The organism is Zavarzinella formosa DSM 19928, assembly GCF_000255705.1.
Taxonomy (GTDB): domain Bacteria; phylum Planctomycetota; class Planctomycetia; order Gemmatales; family Gemmataceae; genus Zavarzinella; species Zavarzinella formosa.
The window spans coordinates 23,054-36,975 of record NZ_JH636440.1 but is presented as its reverse complement, the minus strand read 5'-3'; the positions used below and the strand labels follow the sequence as shown (position 1 = coordinate 36,975).

18 protein-coding genes are annotated in these 13,922 nt (G+C 58.8%); 13 read left to right on the top strand and 5 right to left on the bottom strand.

The window, feature by feature from the left end; all coding sequences use genetic code 11:
- Positions 1–48 precede the first annotated feature (48 nt).
- Positions 49–2,124 carry a serine/threonine-protein kinase gene (locus BGIM_RS0110655; protein WP_020469769.1) on the top strand — a complete coding sequence of 692 codons (2,076 nt, stop codon included), beginning with the start codon at positions 49–51 and terminating at the stop codon, positions 2,122–2,124.
- A gap of 20 nt (positions 2,125–2,144) precedes the next feature.
- On the opposite strand, the gene BGIM_RS61245 is transcribed toward BGIM_RS0110655, so the two are convergent.
- Together BGIM_RS61245 and BGIM_RS0110645 are read right to left on the bottom strand one after the other, a co-directional pair.
- Entirely contained in the window at positions 2,145–2,471 is a 327-nt protein-coding gene (locus BGIM_RS61245; protein ID WP_193788964.1) for a hypothetical protein, read from the bottom strand.
- 81 nt (positions 2,472–2,552) lie between these two features.
- Complete coding sequence (locus BGIM_RS0110645; RefSeq protein ID WP_040888949.1) at positions 2,553–2,765, bottom strand: hypothetical protein; 213 nt, start codon at positions 2,763–2,765, stop codon at positions 2,553–2,555.
- A 265-nt stretch (positions 2,766–3,030) separates the two neighbouring features.
- Between BGIM_RS0110645 and BGIM_RS0110640 the strand changes: the two genes are divergently transcribed.
- The 7 genes from BGIM_RS0110640 to BGIM_RS0110610 all read left to right on the top strand — a co-directional run bounded on the left by BGIM_RS0110640 (position 3,031) and on the right by BGIM_RS0110610 (position 7,131).
- Positions 3,031–3,363 (top strand): hypothetical protein, encoded by a 333-nt coding sequence (locus BGIM_RS0110640; protein ID WP_020469766.1) that lies wholly within the window; start codon positions 3,031–3,033, stop codon positions 3,361–3,363.
- 107 nt (positions 3,364–3,470) lie between these two features.
- Positions 3,471–4,280 (top strand): DUF2314 domain-containing protein, encoded by an 810-nt coding sequence (locus tag BGIM_RS0110635; RefSeq protein ID WP_029629924.1) that lies wholly within the window; start codon positions 3,471–3,473, stop codon positions 4,278–4,280.
- A 64-nt stretch (positions 4,281–4,344) separates the two neighbouring features.
- A complete protein-coding gene (locus BGIM_RS62730) occupies positions 4,345–4,605 on the top strand; it encodes a hypothetical protein (protein ID WP_020469764.1) in 261 nt (86 codons plus the stop codon).
- Positions 4,606–4,713: 108 nt separating this feature from the next.
- Positions 4,714–5,250, top strand: coding sequence for a hypothetical protein (locus tag BGIM_RS0110625; RefSeq protein ID WP_029629922.1), 537 nt, complete (start codon positions 4,714–4,716; stop codon positions 5,248–5,250).
- Positions 5,251–5,263: 13 nt separating this feature from the next.
- Complete coding sequence (locus BGIM_RS61240) at positions 5,264–5,782, top strand: immunity 17 family protein (RefSeq protein WP_084759817.1); 519 nt, start codon at positions 5,264–5,266, stop codon at positions 5,780–5,782.
- 80 nt (positions 5,783–5,862) lie between these two features.
- Positions 5,863–6,348, top strand: a complete 486-nt coding sequence (locus tag BGIM_RS49800; RefSeq protein ID WP_020469761.1) for an immunity 17 family protein — start codon at positions 5,863–5,865, stop codon at positions 6,346–6,348.
- 432 nt (positions 6,349–6,780) lie between these two features.
- Entirely contained in the window at positions 6,781–7,131 is a 351-nt protein-coding gene (locus tag BGIM_RS0110610) for a hypothetical protein (RefSeq protein WP_029629919.1), read from the top strand.
- A 174-nt stretch (positions 7,132–7,305) separates the two neighbouring features.
- Here BGIM_RS0110610 and BGIM_RS49795 read toward each other — a convergent pair whose 3' ends face one another.
- Positions 7,306–8,655, bottom strand: coding sequence for an MFS transporter (locus BGIM_RS49795; protein ID WP_020469758.1), 1,350 nt, complete (start codon positions 8,653–8,655; stop codon positions 7,306–7,308).
- A gap of 139 nt (positions 8,656–8,794) precedes the next feature.
- On the opposite strand from BGIM_RS49795, the gene BGIM_RS0110600 reads away from it, so the two are divergent.
- The 4 genes from BGIM_RS0110600 to BGIM_RS0110585 all read left to right on the top strand — a co-directional run bounded on the left by BGIM_RS0110600 (position 8,795) and on the right by BGIM_RS0110585 (position 11,621).
- Positions 8,795–9,283, top strand: a complete 489-nt coding sequence (locus BGIM_RS0110600; RefSeq protein WP_020469757.1) for a dTDP-4-dehydrorhamnose 3,5-epimerase family protein — start codon at positions 8,795–8,797, stop codon at positions 9,281–9,283.
- Positions 9,284–9,584: 301 nt separating this feature from the next.
- Entirely contained in the window at positions 9,585–9,800 is a 216-nt protein-coding gene (locus BGIM_RS0110595) for a hypothetical protein (protein WP_020469756.1), read from the top strand.
- 145 nt (positions 9,801–9,945) lie between these two features.
- The gene (locus BGIM_RS49790) at positions 9,946–11,064 is read left to right on the top strand and encodes a DUF2252 family protein (protein ID WP_020469755.1); all 1,119 of its coding nucleotides are present in this window, start codon (positions 9,946–9,948) and stop codon (positions 11,062–11,064) included.
- 5 nt (positions 11,065–11,069) lie between these two features.
- Entirely contained in the window at positions 11,070–11,621 is a 552-nt protein-coding gene (locus BGIM_RS0110585) for a hypothetical protein (RefSeq protein ID WP_020469754.1), read from the top strand.
- 78 nt (positions 11,622–11,699) lie between these two features.
- Here the strand turns inward: BGIM_RS0110585 and BGIM_RS62725 are convergent, their stop codons facing one another.
- Positions 11,700–12,881 (bottom strand): VWA domain-containing protein, encoded by a 1,182-nt coding sequence (locus BGIM_RS62725; protein ID WP_157368866.1) that lies wholly within the window; start codon positions 12,879–12,881, stop codon positions 11,700–11,702.
- Positions 12,882–13,032: 151 nt separating this feature from the next.
- Here BGIM_RS62725 and bfr point away from each other — a divergent pair, with 151 nt between their 5' ends.
- Positions 13,033–13,524 (top strand): bacterioferritin, encoded by a 492-nt coding sequence (bfr, locus tag BGIM_RS0110575; protein WP_020469752.1) that lies wholly within the window; start codon positions 13,033–13,035, stop codon positions 13,522–13,524.
- 79 nt (positions 13,525–13,603) lie between these two features.
- On the opposite strand, the gene BGIM_RS49780 is transcribed toward bfr, so the two are convergent.
- On the bottom strand, positions 13,604–13,861 hold the full coding sequence (locus tag BGIM_RS49780; RefSeq protein ID WP_084759814.1) for a (2Fe-2S)-binding protein: 258 nt from the start codon (positions 13,859–13,861) through the stop codon (positions 13,604–13,606).
- Positions 13,862–13,922 lie beyond the last annotated feature (61 nt).

Genomic DNA, 13,922 nt, shown 5'->3' with positions numbered 1-13,922 from the left:
CGGCCGCCACGGCGAACAATTGCCCGTGTTTCCCATCGGAGCCTGCGAATGATCGTGTTCTTTCAATGTGTCGCCGAGTCGCTCGCGGCCAAGGGCTTTCGGTCGCTGGCGAAAGAATTGCCGTTCGGCACCTTTCTCTTTGAAGTCGCCGAGGATGTGTACAAGCGGTTGAAAGAGCAAAAACAGCATCAGGAAATCCGCGCCGAAATCGAGAACATGGCGAGGGTCGGAATTGATGAGGTAAAGAAAGCGGCGATGGCTGTCGCCAAGGAGGCGATGCCTGGCGATCCCGCGAAGGAAATCGAGCTGGAGCTTTATCTCTCGCAAATTCCCGGCGTGGTCAAGCAGTCGCTTCGCCGGCCAAGCGATCCGAGCGGCCACACGGCGCCGCCGGGTTTTACGATTTCCCGCGTTGAAGACGTGCTGGCCTTGTTGCCGACGCGGGTAAGCTCCTTTCGCCCCGGCGACCCGCTGCCCAACCGGGAGGGCTGGACGCTTCTTGAGATGCTGGGCACCGGCGGGTTCGGCGAAGTGTGGCTGGCCCAACACCCCAATTACAAATCGCTGCGGCGGGCCGTGAAATTTTGCAAAGGGCTGACGGACAAGGACCGAGCCTTGCTCCGCGAAGGCGACCTCATCGACCGGGTGATGGGGGCTGGCGCCGTTCCCAATGTCGTCTCCCTGATCGATGCCGACCTCGCAGGGGAAACGCCGTGGCTGATGTATGAATACTGCGGCCACGGCGACTTGGTCAAAGTGGCCTCCGGCTGGGCCGGCGCCCCGCCCGCAAAACGGCACGCGCAAGCCATTTCCTCGCTCAGGCAGATCATCACCGCTGTCGCCCATTTCCACCGACTGGGCGTGGTGCATCGCGACCTTAAGCCGGCGAATGTGCTGATCGGGCTGTCCAGTCTCGGCGAGCCAAAATTGATGGTGGCCGATTTCGGGATCGGCGGCATCGCCTCTCAAAAAGAATTGAACATGAACACCACATCAACTTCCAAGGGGGAGTTGATTGCGCTGGCCGCCCGAGGCGCTTATACGCCTCACTATGCCTCCCCTCAACAGAAGAAAGGTTTTCCGCCCGACCCGCGTGATGATATCTATGCGTTGGGAGTGATTGGTTATCAACTCATGATTGCGGATGTCACCGCCGAGCGCCCCGGCGGCAAGGGATGGCGGCGAACCCTGCGGGAACAAGGCGTGACGCCCGGCCTGCTCGACCTGCTGGAAAGCTGTTGGGACGACAAGGAGTCCGAACGCCCGAAAAACGCCGGGGAATTGTTGAGACAATTGGCCGGAATCGTGCCGGCCGGGGAACCGGTGGCCGCCCCCCCTGAAAGGCCCAAGAAACCCGAGCCGAGAAAAGAGAGGCCGCCGGAAAGACCAGAGCCAAAGAGACAGGCCAAACCCGAAAAACCGGGAAAAGCCGTGCAAATGTTGGTTTTATTCACCATTGTCGGGGGGCTGTTGCTGGCCGCCATCTGGGCGGTTTCCATGAGCATGATTGGAATGTTCGGCTTGGGTTCCCCGACAACCGCCTTGAACCCCGCCACAAGCAAGACTGCCATCCTCGATCCTGTTGAAGACTGGAAGCGGACACATCCTTGGCTAATTAACGGGACGGACTTGGATAAAACGTATTTATTGGGAGAATGGGGGGCGGCCTCCGGAGATTGGAAAGAGGCCCGATTCTTCCCAAGGTCAATGACATTTCTTGCCGATGGCACAATCAGAATCACCGAAGCCGAAGTTGTTTATTCAACGGAGCAAAGGCAGGTGGCCGGAATAACAACCACGGTGAATGTTCCAAAAATCGTGCTCAAAGACATCCCGTCGAAATATTCAATCGCCGGCATGTCGGCAACCATTGGCGACACGCATATGACCCTTGCCGATCAACAAACATTGTCGCTCACTCGTGGCTCAAAGATCATGACTTATATGAAGGGCAAAAAGCCCCCGGAGATCACCGGCCTCGAAACCGAAACCCCGCCGGGGTTTCTGCCGGGTAATCCGGGCCAATTCCCGCTGATGCCCCCGTCTCCCGATAAAAAAATGCCCGCGCCGGGCGGTTTTCCGGGATCGGGCAAGCTGCCGCTTCCGGGGGTGCCAGGAGGTTGACGAGGATGGCAGGCCCGTTTTCACGGCCTGCTATCCTCGGGAAGCCAGATGTCCGATCTGGTGCGCGGGCCACGCCGTAGCACCCCCTCGTCGGCCCGGTCGGACCGCAAAGTGTGCGAAACCGGGGTGGAATGCTCGACGGCCGCCACCACCTCGTCCTCAAACGGGAGGGTGAGTCCGCTGCGCCAAAGCACGGGAATGCCGTCAACGAATACTGTAAATTCGGCGATCAGTCCGTCCGCAATCCCGGCGTGAACATCCAGGTCTTTTTCCAAGGCGAGGACCATGTCTTCCGCATGGCTGCGAATCGCGGGGCAAGCGGGGCAGCGCCTGATAATGACATTCATGGTGGCTCCGTTGTGATGGGCGGGGACGCCCTGTTGGGCGCCCCGGTCGGAATGGTTCCATGACGATGAGAAGGCCGGGTCTCAGTGGTCGGAGTCTTTCTTGCCACCCGGCTCTTGAATCGAATGCTCGCCTTTGCCTTCAAAATCGCCAAGTCGCCGCTTGGGATCTTGCTCCTGCGCGGAGCCAACCTCGGCCGCCTCCACATCCTCCTGTTTGCCGCCGGAAAACGTCGGACCCATGTGGGATCGATTGCCGGCAGGCACGGAGCCGCTGTGTTTTTTCTTGTGTGACATCGTTGCTTCACCTTTCAAATTGGGCGGATATTCCGGGGAGATAAGGTGCATATGACGCGCCAGTCACGCAAAAAACGCTGTTTTCAAGGCATATTGACCGGTCAAACATACGGTCGCACGACACGCTCAACGATTGCGCGATGACTGGCCTCTTGCGTCGATAATACCTTCCCCCGAATGACTTTGACTGACAATCAAGCGTCGGTTAGCTTGCAACCACCGCAAACATGGCCAAGTCATGGCCGGGTGGCGAGCGAGGTGACCGATGATGGAGATTGTTGTTTTGTTCCGGCTCGGGCGGAGCATTGCCGCCAAGGCAAGCCAGCATGGCCGACAGCCAATATTGGCGGTTCTGCTGCTGATCGGGCTGTGGTTCGGCGGCGAATTCCTCGGGGGTTTGATCGGGTTTGTCGTTTCGTATGTCTTGTTTGAGGCCCGCGAGTCGAATCTGTTATTCATCTACGGGACGGCCCTCGGCGGCGCGATGCTGGGTGCGGTGATGGCATTCCGGTTGACCGGCCGACAGACGAACGTGACCCCCGAAGAATCCGGGCCGCCGGACGCGCACATCGGCGGGCTTCCCAAATTCCCCGAGTGACAGAACCAATTCTTCAAACCCGAAAGAAGTTCAGCGGCTTTGTGCGAGATATTCATTTTCCAAATTATTCTTCCTTTGACACATGTGTAAGCGGGAAACATCCGGCCATGAGTAAGTCGTCTTCCAAAGTGTTCATGTTTGACAACAATGATCCCGAGATGCAACAGGCCTGCGAGAACGCGCGGGCGTCTTTTCGGTATTTCTGGCGAGAGGTCTCTTGGGAGCGTCGGCGGATTATTCCGGCCCTTGACATGGCTTGCGTCAAAACCGCATTTTCCGATGGCGAACCGGAAGCGGGCGGAACGGATAATCCCGAGGTCGAGCAGATGTGGCTGGGGGATGTTGATTTCGACGGCGAATTCGTCAGCGGCGTATTGCTGAATTCGCCGAACTGGCTGAAGTCCGTCAAGGCCGGGGACACCGCGCGGCGGCCGCTTGGGGAGATCAGCGATTGGATGTACGGCATCAGTGGCGAGGTGTTCGGGGCCTATACGGTCAATCTTCTGCGATCCCGGATGGGCCGCGCGGAACGGCAGGAACATGATGCCGCGTGGGGCCTGAACTTCGGCGACCCGGCGAAAATCCGAGTCGCCCCCGAACCAAACAAGGGAGGCGGGCTGTTGAAAGGCTGGTTTGGCAAAAAACAGCCAGACTCGCAGGAACACCCGATGAGCGAAAACATGGCGGCCACCCTGAGAAAGCAACTGAAGGAAGACCCGTCCATGCTGACAGTGACCGACGACCGAGGCTGGACGTTCCTGCATCAAGAGGCTCTGGCCGGCAACGCCGCCACCGTGAAAACCCTGCTGGAAGCCGGCGCCGATCCCAAGGCCGCCACTCACGACGGCAAAACTCCGCTGCAACTCGCCCGCTCCCTCGGCTGGGAAAAAGTCGCCGCACTGCTGGCGGCCCGGTAGGCGCCGAACCTGCCGGAGTTTCGCGGCGTCATGTGGCGGGGATGCCCAATCAAACGGAGATTCCGTGGATCAACGATTGCATGAGTTGCATCTGCACGCCGGCTTGGTGTCCGGACGTGAGAAAACATGCGGCAAAAAGATGGCTTATCAGTCCGAAGAACTTGCGGTGCGAGCGGCGACGGCACACAATCGCTGGGACAAACGCCGGCATGATGTCGAACCGTATCCATGTGCATTTTGCCAGAATTGGCATGTGGGCAACATTATGCCGCTGGCATTGCTTGAGGCAATCGCAGCAGCATACGAACAAACTGGTAATGCTTAGCCCATTGAACCAGACAGCTAACCAAATGCCGTGCATTCCCGTCATCATCGAGAATGAATGAAAGCGGGTCTGACAAATCATTGTTGTCATTCGGGGTCCGTGGTCACAATGGAATGGCCGCTGATGGAGCATCGCAAACAACACTGGCCGAAACGCGCGGCCTCGCAAACGGGGCCTGTTCTCGGCTGCTTTGACGGCCAGTTGCGCATCCGGCGTGATCTTTTTGATGAGGCCGTCACGATTTGCGATATCGAGGCGCCGGAGACGCCGGTCGTTCGGCCGGGGGACGCCGAGGCATTGCAACTCGGCGATGCCACTGTTGAATTGTCGGGCCTCCTGGGCTGGCTGACCCCGTTTGCAGATCAATCCGGCCACACCTATTACATTCATCATCATGACAATATCGTGGCGGAGGTCGCCTTGTTCGATCCGTATGAACGGGTGGTTTTTGGTCGGCGATTGCGTCTGTTTCGCGCTTCCCCGGCCGATGAAGGGGGCTCCAATCTGCTGGGAGTCGCCGACCAAGGCCGGGCTTGGGTTCTCGTGATCGAAAACGACAATCAAGGAAGGTTCCGGATCGAGTTCCTTGGGCCGGCGGAGATGTGTCAAAGTCTGCGATCACATTTGAAAACGACAACCAATTGAATCGGACTTGAACATGGCAATGAAATGTCCGCGTTGTAATGCTCTCCGGGAACGGGACGACACGCCCTGCGTTTGCGGCCAGCCCGCCACGCGGTCGTCGTGGGGGTTGCCGGTCGCGCCGGTCCAGCAGCAGCAGCAGCCGAAGCCGACGCTTCAGGCTTCGATATCGGAATCCGTTTCCCACGAATCCCGTTCCGATTCCTCGGGAATTTCGGGACTCAGCGGGCCGAGGCTTCAGGCCGCCGTTATTTTTGTCATCTTGCTGGTGTTGATCGGTGGGTTGCTTGTCTACGCCGGGTGCGACGTGAGAACCGCTGTGTATGCGGCATGCACCTTCATTTTCGGCTCGTCCGTGATTTGCGCCGCGGTTTTCAATTGGAATTGGTTCTTCGATCAGGGGAAAACAGAGCATCTCGTCGATTTGTTCGGAAAGTCCGGCCTCCGGATAATTCACATCCTCCTGGGCATCATCTTCATTGGCCTTGGCGGCTGGCTCCTCCAATATGAGGGGTATCTCCAGAAATGGTTTTGACCGCGAGCGGCGATTCTGGCGATCATGCGGAAAGATCAAAAGCCCGGCCCTGACGGACAAGTCGGACCACGGGAGTCATCATGGCGGTGAGATGCCCGCGTTGCAATGCCTTCCGCGAACAGGAGGATGCCCCCTGTGCCTGTGGCCGGGCCAGTGCCTGGCAGTCGTGGCCGGGGTGGGCCGATAAGAACAAGACGTTGTCGGCCTCGATCACTGACTCCGTCACCTCCGAGGGGGAACGAAACAAGGATATCAGCGACGAGCGGTTGATGGCCGTCGTTGTGGCGTTCATCGTCTTGGGAGTGGTCTCGTTTCTGCTCATCCACGACGGATGCGAGATGCAAACCGCCTTGTGGACGGCGGGGTTTTTCGCCGGGGGATTGTTCGGGCTGGTCGGCGCCGCCTTCAATGCGGATTGGTTCTTTGAGCATCCGAAAACACAGTCCCTTGTCCGACGATTCGGCCGGCCCGGCGCCCGGCTGGTCTGCGTCTTCATGAGCCTCTTTGTCATCGCCTGGGCAGGGTGGCTCCTCGCGGAGGAAGGGTATTTCAAGAGATGGCTTTGACCGCGTGCGAGCCATTGTGGGGAAACCACGGCGTCGGCCATCGGACGCGGGTGTTGGGAAGCGGGCTGCGAGTGGCGTGGGCGACGCGGAGGGGGATGGCAAAAATCTTTCCCGGCATTGCCCTCTTGGAGCGAATGCCGCCAACGTAGTTCGAGGCAAACGAAGGGGACAAAACGCTTCGCAGGCCCCTGAAGAAAAGGTAAGAAATGAGAATTTGGTTGCGGCTTGAAGCGCTGGCTATCATCTCAGTGCCTCGACCGGCGACGATGCCGGTCGGGCGGCCCGGACGGCATGGAATGCGTCGGGGCAACTGACGGAGAATAGAGAAGCAAACCGCCAAACATAGCGGTTCAAAGTGGCGGGAAACGGGCCGGGTGGTCCGGGGTTTTGTCCCTTCTTTTCCGCAGGCTTCGATGGCTCGAACAGGAGTTCATGATGATGCGAGCGATTGTGACGATGGCCTTTGGTCTGGGGCTGTTTCTGGCGGCTGGCGACGCGCGGGCCGATCATCCGAAGCTCAAGGAAGCCATCCGGGAACTGGAAAGGGCCAAGGAGCATCTGAAGGGGGAAACGAAGCACGAACAGGTCAAGGCCGCCCACAAGGCCGTCAAGGAAGCGATCATCGATGTGAAGGAAAGCAAGCACACTTACGGCGGCCGCCGCGAGCAGCTTCTGAAGCATCTGGAATTCCTCGACAAGGAACTCGAAGCCCATTGGGCCAATTCCAGGAAGGCCATCGACGACGCCATTGTCGATCTCGAATTCGCCCAAAGCCGGGATTAACCACCCGGCGATTCGAGGGAGGCCGTGTTCGCCGCCCCTCTCCGCGAACATTACTCACGAAAACGCCCCAACCCATCAGCGATTGCTGATGGGTTTTTGCAATGGCCGGGGGACCGCAAACCCCGGCAAAGAACGTTGCATGGAAGAACTCTTCTCTTCCAAACTTCACAACTCTCAAACCACTTCCTCAACCAACTCCGGCGTCGGCAACACATGAGACGTGTTCGGCACATCGCCTGTCTTCAGCAATCCCACCAAGACCAGGCTAATCACGGCCGAGAGTGAGGAAATGATTCCCACCAGCGGGTAGCCGGGCAACCGGCTGTCGGGGCTTTGACCGACGAGCATCCCGATGGCCATGATGGCGAGTGCGATGAGGCCCTGCAATTTTTCCCCGAATTTTGTGGTCGGAGGTTCATTTGAGCCGACAAGCATTCCGGCGATGGTGCTGGCGAGGCCCATCGCCAGAAAGCCGATGGAGGAATTCAAACTGAGGAAGCCGCCGCGAACCTCCGGACGGGCGCTGCCGGTGATGAGGGCCTGCGCGGGCACGAACCGGCCGGACATACACACCATGAACCCGGTGCAAACGAGAATCACCACCCACAGCGGCACCGGATGCAGATTCGTCAGGATCAGGGCCATGACGATGGCGGCAATGGCCACAATCCGGAACACGAATTTCTTGCCGAAACGGTCCGCCAGCCGGCCGATCACGTTCGTGGAAACCAGCGTGAATATCCCGCCGACCAAGTAAACGTATTTCACGTTTTCCTTCGACTGCCCGGCGTTGGTGACCATCGCGTCCGCGATGAACGGGACGACCAGAAAGCCGCTCGTCGTCAGGGTCAGGTTGAAGGCGTAGGCCAGCAGGTGATTCCGCGAACCGGCCAATTCCAAAATGGTGGGGTGTTTCCGGCCGGCCAGCATGTGACCCCGCAACGACGGCAGCAAGAAAAAGCCCAAGAACCAGACAATCATGCTCAATCCGGCCAAGGCGGTGAAGGGGGCGCCGACGTCGAAGTTTTCCGCGAGGAACATGCCGATGGGGATGCCAATGACGGAAGCCACCGCGAAGGCCGACATCACGACGCCCATCGCCGTTCCCCGCCGGTAGTCCGCGAACACATCGCCGACAATCGCCATCACCGCCGCTCCGACGACGCCGCCGAAGAACCCGGCGACCGCCCGCGCGACCACCAATGATTCATAAGTCGGCGCGAGGCCGCACAACAATGTGCTGACGGTGAACCCGAGATACAGCGACAACAACGCTCGCTTGCGGCAAAACCGGTCGAGAAACTTCGCCGACAACAAACTTCCCAAACAGGCTGCGAACCCGTAAGAGCCGACGATATAGCCGAACTGTTTGGGAGTGATCGAATATTGTTCGCGGGCCAGCGGGGCGAGCGGCATCACAATCACGAAGTCGAGAATGTTCGTGAACTGCACGGCCGCGAGCAGCATCAACAGCCCCCATTCGGATCGGCTGATGGTGGGTCGCGGTCGATCGGTCGGCTTCATGGATTCCGGTTCCAGACAGGGTTGTTAGGGCATCCGGGAGAATACCACAGGCCCCCGCCCATCTTACAGGCCAGTTGGGGACCGGTCACCGGACGCCGGGGCCGTATAATCCGGGGTAACTCTTCCGAACTTGATTTGAATGGAACGGATCATGACCTTCCGCGACGGGCCGATTGACGGCGTCATTTGGAAACCGCTGAAATTTTTCAACGATCACCGGGGCTGGCTCTGCGAGTATTTTCGGCACGACGAACTGGACCCGGCCCATCACCCGGTGATGGCCTATATGTCCCAGACAAAGCCGGGCGTCGCCCGCGGTCCGCATGAGCACATCGACCAGACAGATTACTTTTGCTTCATCGGCCCGTCCCAATTCAAAGTGTTCCTCTGGGACGCCCGCCCGGCCTCCCCGACTTACGGCCACCGGGACATCAAGACCGTCGGCGACGGCGACCCGTTCGCCCTCGTCATCCCGCCGGGCGTCGTCCACGCCTACAAAAACGTCGGCGACACGGACGGTTTGGTGTTCAACGGCGCCAACCGGCTTTACAAAGGCTGGAAACGACAGGACCCCATCGACGAAATCCGGCACGAGGACGTGAAGGATTCGCCGTATGTGATGGAATGAGGCAATGACCAATGACCAATGACCAATGACTGGCGGGATGTTGGTTTTCCGGTCTGAAGGACCGGCTAACATAGCCCGGTCCGTGAGGGCCGGGTAAGCAACCCGTCGAACGACCTCGGTCTGAAGGACCGATTATCTGTTAAAGGTCCGCGAGGGCCGGGAAAACAGCCCCGCCGATAACCGGTCCTTCAGACCGGAAAGCCTTTTCGGGCGCCGTGTTCCCGGCCCTCACGGGCCGGGCTATGTTAGCCGGTCCTTCAGACCGGAAAGCCAAGGCCACATCAGTTAGAGGCGGTCAACGATGAAATCCTCTGAAACAAGCGAGACGGCAGCCGGAACAATTGATTCCTCAATTCACGCCTCGGCCAACTTGTTGGCCGAGGCGGCATCGGCAGAAGAAATGCGGCAGAAGATTCAAACTCGATTTGCCCGGTATTTCACTCCCGAGTTTACGGAACAACTCACCGCCCATGTCCGCGAGGCGGTTGCAATAGCGATCTGCGAAGCAAAATCGTGAAAAGGGTTTTCGTCGAAATATTTTCCGAATTACGAACGGTCTTGGAATTGTTGCCTCGTTCCGATCACGACGGCCAATGAGCCGGGACTTCCGACAGACACGATGTGAACGACAAATAGTGACGATCGAAGAAGGGACTCTCCAAATGGATTTCACCTCCGCCACCTCCGACTACGAACACTGGCTCGGGTCGTTTGTTCCGTTGCAAAGCGACGATCTGCGGCACAAGCATCGGCTGATGGCCAATCCGCAGTCGATGTTTCCGTTCTTTCGCGGGACGTATTATCGGTGGGCGCAACATTGGCCGCGAGTGTGCGCCGAACTCATCGTGGCGCCGACGGTGTTGTCGGTCGGCGATTTGCACGTCGAGAATTACGGCACCTGGCGGGACACCGACGGCCGGTTGGTGTGGGGCATCAACGACTTTGACGAAGCCGACGACCTGCCGTACACGCAAGATCTCGTGCGATTGGCCGCGAGTGTGCGACTGGCCCGGCGGGCGCGGGTGTTGACCATTCCGTTCCGGGATGCCTGCCGGGTGATTCTCAAGGGGTATCACCATACGTTGGCCGCGAGGGGCGGGCCGTTTGTGCTGGAAGAACGGCATCCGGAATTGCGGGCGATGGCGATGCACAAGGAACGCAGCCCCATTGAGTTCTGGGGCCATCTCTCCCGCCTGCTTCAAACGCCGGGGGTGGATCTGCCGCCGGATGTCAAGAAATTGATGATCGCCGAGATGCCGGTGAAGCATCTCGACGCCCAATACCGCCTGCGGCCGATGGTCGGGGTGGGAAGCCTCGGAAAACCGCGATATCTTGGCCTCGCCGAATGGGCCGGAGGCTGGATCGCCCGCGAGGCAAAGGCTGTCACCCCGCCGGCGACGGACTGGGCGTACAGCCGGGATTTGGGCTTTCGCTCCCGCGCGGCCGACGCGATCAAAAAAGCCAGCCGATGCCCGGACCCGCATTTCAAGCCGCACGGTTCATGGATCATCCGCCGGCTGGCCCCGCGATGCTCCCGCATTGAATTGCAACACCTGCGAAACATCACGGACCAAACACGCCTCCTCACCGCGATGGGAGCCGAGGCCGCCAACATCCATGTGGGCACGCCGGCCTCCATCCCCGCCATCTTGGAAGACCTGGACCGCCGCAAGAAAGGCTGGCTCCGGAAAGCCGCCCGCGAAATGGTCGCCGTGTTGGAACACGACTGGCACGAGTGGCAAAAATCAACGGCCGAGGGCGGGGCGGGCAAAAGAAAATAAGCGGCATGTTCATCACCACTTACGACATCCGGGAGGAAGGGTTTGGCGCCATGCGGTTTGCCTTTTGGGGCATGGTGTTGATGTTTTCAGGAATCGCGTATTTGTTGTTCAGCGGCAATGATCGTCGCCTGCATAACCGGCGGCCGTTGCTGATGTCTTCGGCCAGTTGGGAAAAAATGAAGGCCGCCCACCCGCAGATGGGCGAGTACGTCCGGCCGCACTTCATGGTCTATGTGGTGGTGTTATTCCTTACGGTGGTCGCTTGGATCGGAGCGGTGCATATCACCATTGACCGGTGTGCCTGTCTTCGGCAGGCCCGCACCGGGGATTTTGAAGTTGTTGAGGGGAACGTGCGGAATTATTCCACCCGGCTCGATGCCAAAGGGCGCGTGAACGGCGAGTATTTCACGGTCGGAGACTCGTCATTTTGGATGGATGAAAGCTTTCACGGCGGTCTCGAAAAAATGAGCGTGAACGGTGGCCCGATCCGTGAGGGAGAATATGTCCGGCTGTCATATCACGGCGGTCAGATCTTGCGAGTCGAAGTCTGGAAGTAGTTCTCTGATGACAACATGCCATTCTCCCTCCAAGCGGGAAGCTCGAAGGAAGAATGGACACCTTTCCCGAAATGCGAATCAATCCCGCTTGTCCAAGTCGATGCCCGGTTGGTCTTTGTCGAATTCCAGTTTGAAGTCCAAGCCCGGAATCGTTGGTTCCAGTTCGTCGAGGTTTTCCAGTGCCTTGTCCGGGTTGACCGGCTCCGGTTTCGGCACGGGTTTGGCTGGAATCGGGGTTAGAACCGGGATTTCGGCCTTCGGCTCCGGCTTCGGCGATTCTTTGGCCGGGACCGGCGGGGGCGGCGTCGGGATCGCGGATTGCGGGGCCGGGTTGCTCAAATCTTCCTTCGAGGGAACCTTGGCTCCGTCCATCAGCCCTTGGTGAAGCCGGAAACCGGGCACTTCCAAGGTGAAGTACATGGCACTGGCCGGGGCCTCGAACTCCAGGAAGGCCGGCAGGCCGACATCCGAGTAATCCTTTAGCACATTGCCTTTGGGGTCGAGAATCCGGCCGGTCGGGGCGACACGGGCGTTCTTGTCCACCACTTCCGCGAAGATCTGTTCGAGTGCCCGCATTTCACTGGCGAGTTTGTGGTCCCACAGATCCACTTCAGTGTCGAGGTCGTCCAGTTCCTCCATTTGCCGTTCGTCCGCTTCACGGCCGACGCCGATCAGCACGAACTTCACCGGATTGCGCTTCTTGCGGAAGATTTGCGAGGAGAGTTCTTCGGTGTATTCCTTCACCTCGTCGAGATCATGAATCGCCCCGTCGGTCACGAACACATAAAAGCCCCACGGGGCATCCTTGAAGCGTTCAACAAAGTATTTGACCGCCGGGAGCAATTGCGTGCCGGTGCCGAACCGCGTCGGGGCGTTGAAGACATGCCGCTCGGCCTCGTCGGCCGTGAGGTCGCCGACGACTTGAACCTCCGACCCGGCCGGGCCGGTCGCCCAATAGATGCAGGTGGTCCCGCCGTCCGCGTCGATCTTGCGGGCGAGATAGGCGCACACTTTTTGGGCCACCGGCGTGATGATGTTCATGGCCGTCGATTTCTCGGCGAACACGCTGGACAGGGCTCCGCCGCTGTTGATGCCGTACAGGTTGGACATCGAACCGGACCCGTCGAGGGCGATGCCGGTTTGCGCTCCCTCCTTGTGCGGGTCCATCAAAATAGTGGCTGAAACCTTCACTTTTCCCCCGGCGGAGATTTTGACATTTACTTCGCCAAAGGGGTCTTGCACGTTTTTGAGCTGAGCCATGATCGAAACTCCGAGGGGCGTCCGGTGAATTCCCACAAGATGATTCGCCTGACAAGCCGTCATCTTACCAGTTTGAACCCGCAAACCGGGGCATATAACATCGAGAAGACGTTCGACGAGACGAACCGGCAACCTCATCCAGAAAGATCACATGAAGGGCAACGACCAGATTATCGACGCGCTCAACCAGGCGCTGACCATCGAACTGACGGCCATCAACCAATATTTCGTCCAGGCGAAAATGTGCAAGAACTGGGGCCTGCACAAGTTAGGCGCGAAGCATTACGAAGAGTCGATCGGCGAAATGAAACACGCCGACCGGTTGATCGACCGGATTTTGTTCCTCGAAGGCGTGCCGGAAATCGCCCGTTACGACGTGATCCGCGTCGGCACGGACGTGAAGGAACAATTCGAGAACGACCTGAAACTGGAGTCGAAAGGGGTCCACCTTTACAACGAAGGCGTGACGCTGGCCGTCCAGTTGAAAGACAACGGCACCCGCGAGTTGTTGGAAGGCATTCTCGTGGAATCCGAGGAACACGTTGACTGGCTGGAAACCCAACTCGGGTTGATTGAACTGGTGGGCATTCAAAAGTATCTGGCCGAACAAATCGGCGAAGCCCCGGCCGGACACCATCATTAAAACAAACAAGGCGGCCTTTGTCGTCCGACTATTAAATAGTCGGACGACAAAGGCCGCCTTGTTCGCTCAAACACCTTTGTTATTCGGCCGCGCAGACCGTCAACGAAATCGAAGTGGAAGCGTGAGAATCAATGTACGACTGGATCTTCCGGTGACAGGCATTGCAGCCATCCCCGGCGCCGGTCAAGCGACGGACATCACGCACGCTGCGGATGTTCATCGTCGTAAGAGCTTCAACGAGTTGATCTTCGGTCACTTGCATGCAGTGACAAACCGTCGGCCCGCCATACATTTGGCAGCCGCCGCAATCCGATCCTCGGGGACACCCGTTAACCATCGCACCAATTCCTTGATGAGACTCGTTCTCAACTGAATCATAACCAAATTAGTGCTGTTGT

Excerpts from the sequence above, each read along its gene's own strand:
- BGIM_RS0110655 (WP_020469769.1), top strand. The coding sequence starts at position 49 with ATGATCGTGTTCTTTCAATGTGTCGCCGAGTCGCTCGCGGCCAAGGGC.
- BGIM_RS61245 (WP_193788964.1), bottom strand. The coding sequence starts at position 2,471 with ATGAATGTCATTATCAGGCGCTGCCCCGCTTGCCCCGCGATTCGCAGC.
- BGIM_RS0110645 (WP_040888949.1), bottom strand. The coding sequence starts at position 2,765 with ATGTCACACAAGAAAAAACACAGCGGCTCCGTGCCTGCCGGCAATCGA.
- BGIM_RS0110640 (WP_020469766.1), top strand. The coding sequence starts at position 3,031 with ATGATGGAGATTGTTGTTTTGTTCCGGCTCGGGCGGAGCATTGCCGCC.
- BGIM_RS0110635 (WP_029629924.1), top strand. The coding sequence starts at position 3,471 with ATGAGTAAGTCGTCTTCCAAAGTGTTCATGTTTGACAACAATGATCCC.
- BGIM_RS0110625 (WP_029629922.1), top strand. The coding sequence starts at position 4,714 with ATGGAATGGCCGCTGATGGAGCATCGCAAACAACACTGGCCGAAACGC.
- BGIM_RS61240 (WP_084759817.1), top strand. The coding sequence starts at position 5,264 with ATGGCAATGAAATGTCCGCGTTGTAATGCTCTCCGGGAACGGGACGAC.
- BGIM_RS49800 (WP_020469761.1), top strand. The coding sequence starts at position 5,863 with ATGGCGGTGAGATGCCCGCGTTGCAATGCCTTCCGCGAACAGGAGGAT.
- BGIM_RS0110610 (WP_029629919.1), top strand. The coding sequence starts at position 6,781 with ATGATGATGCGAGCGATTGTGACGATGGCCTTTGGTCTGGGGCTGTTT.
- BGIM_RS49795 (WP_020469758.1), bottom strand. The coding sequence starts at position 8,655 with ATGAAGCCGACCGATCGACCGCGACCCACCATCAGCCGATCCGAATGG.
- BGIM_RS0110600 (WP_020469757.1), top strand. The coding sequence starts at position 8,795 with ATGGAACGGATCATGACCTTCCGCGACGGGCCGATTGACGGCGTCATT.
- BGIM_RS0110595 (WP_020469756.1), top strand. The coding sequence starts at position 9,585 with ATGAAATCCTCTGAAACAAGCGAGACGGCAGCCGGAACAATTGATTCC.
- BGIM_RS49790 (WP_020469755.1), top strand. The coding sequence starts at position 9,946 with ATGGATTTCACCTCCGCCACCTCCGACTACGAACACTGGCTCGGGTCG.
- BGIM_RS0110585 (WP_020469754.1), top strand. The coding sequence starts at position 11,070 with ATGTTCATCACCACTTACGACATCCGGGAGGAAGGGTTTGGCGCCATG.
- BGIM_RS62725 (WP_157368866.1), bottom strand. The coding sequence starts at position 12,881 with ATGGCTCAGCTCAAAAACGTGCAAGACCCCTTTGGCGAAGTAAATGTC.
- bfr (WP_020469752.1), top strand. The coding sequence starts at position 13,033 with ATGAAGGGCAACGACCAGATTATCGACGCGCTCAACCAGGCGCTGACC.
- BGIM_RS49780 (WP_084759814.1), bottom strand. The coding sequence starts at position 13,861 with ATGGTTAACGGGTGTCCCCGAGGATCGGATTGCGGCGGCTGCCAAATG.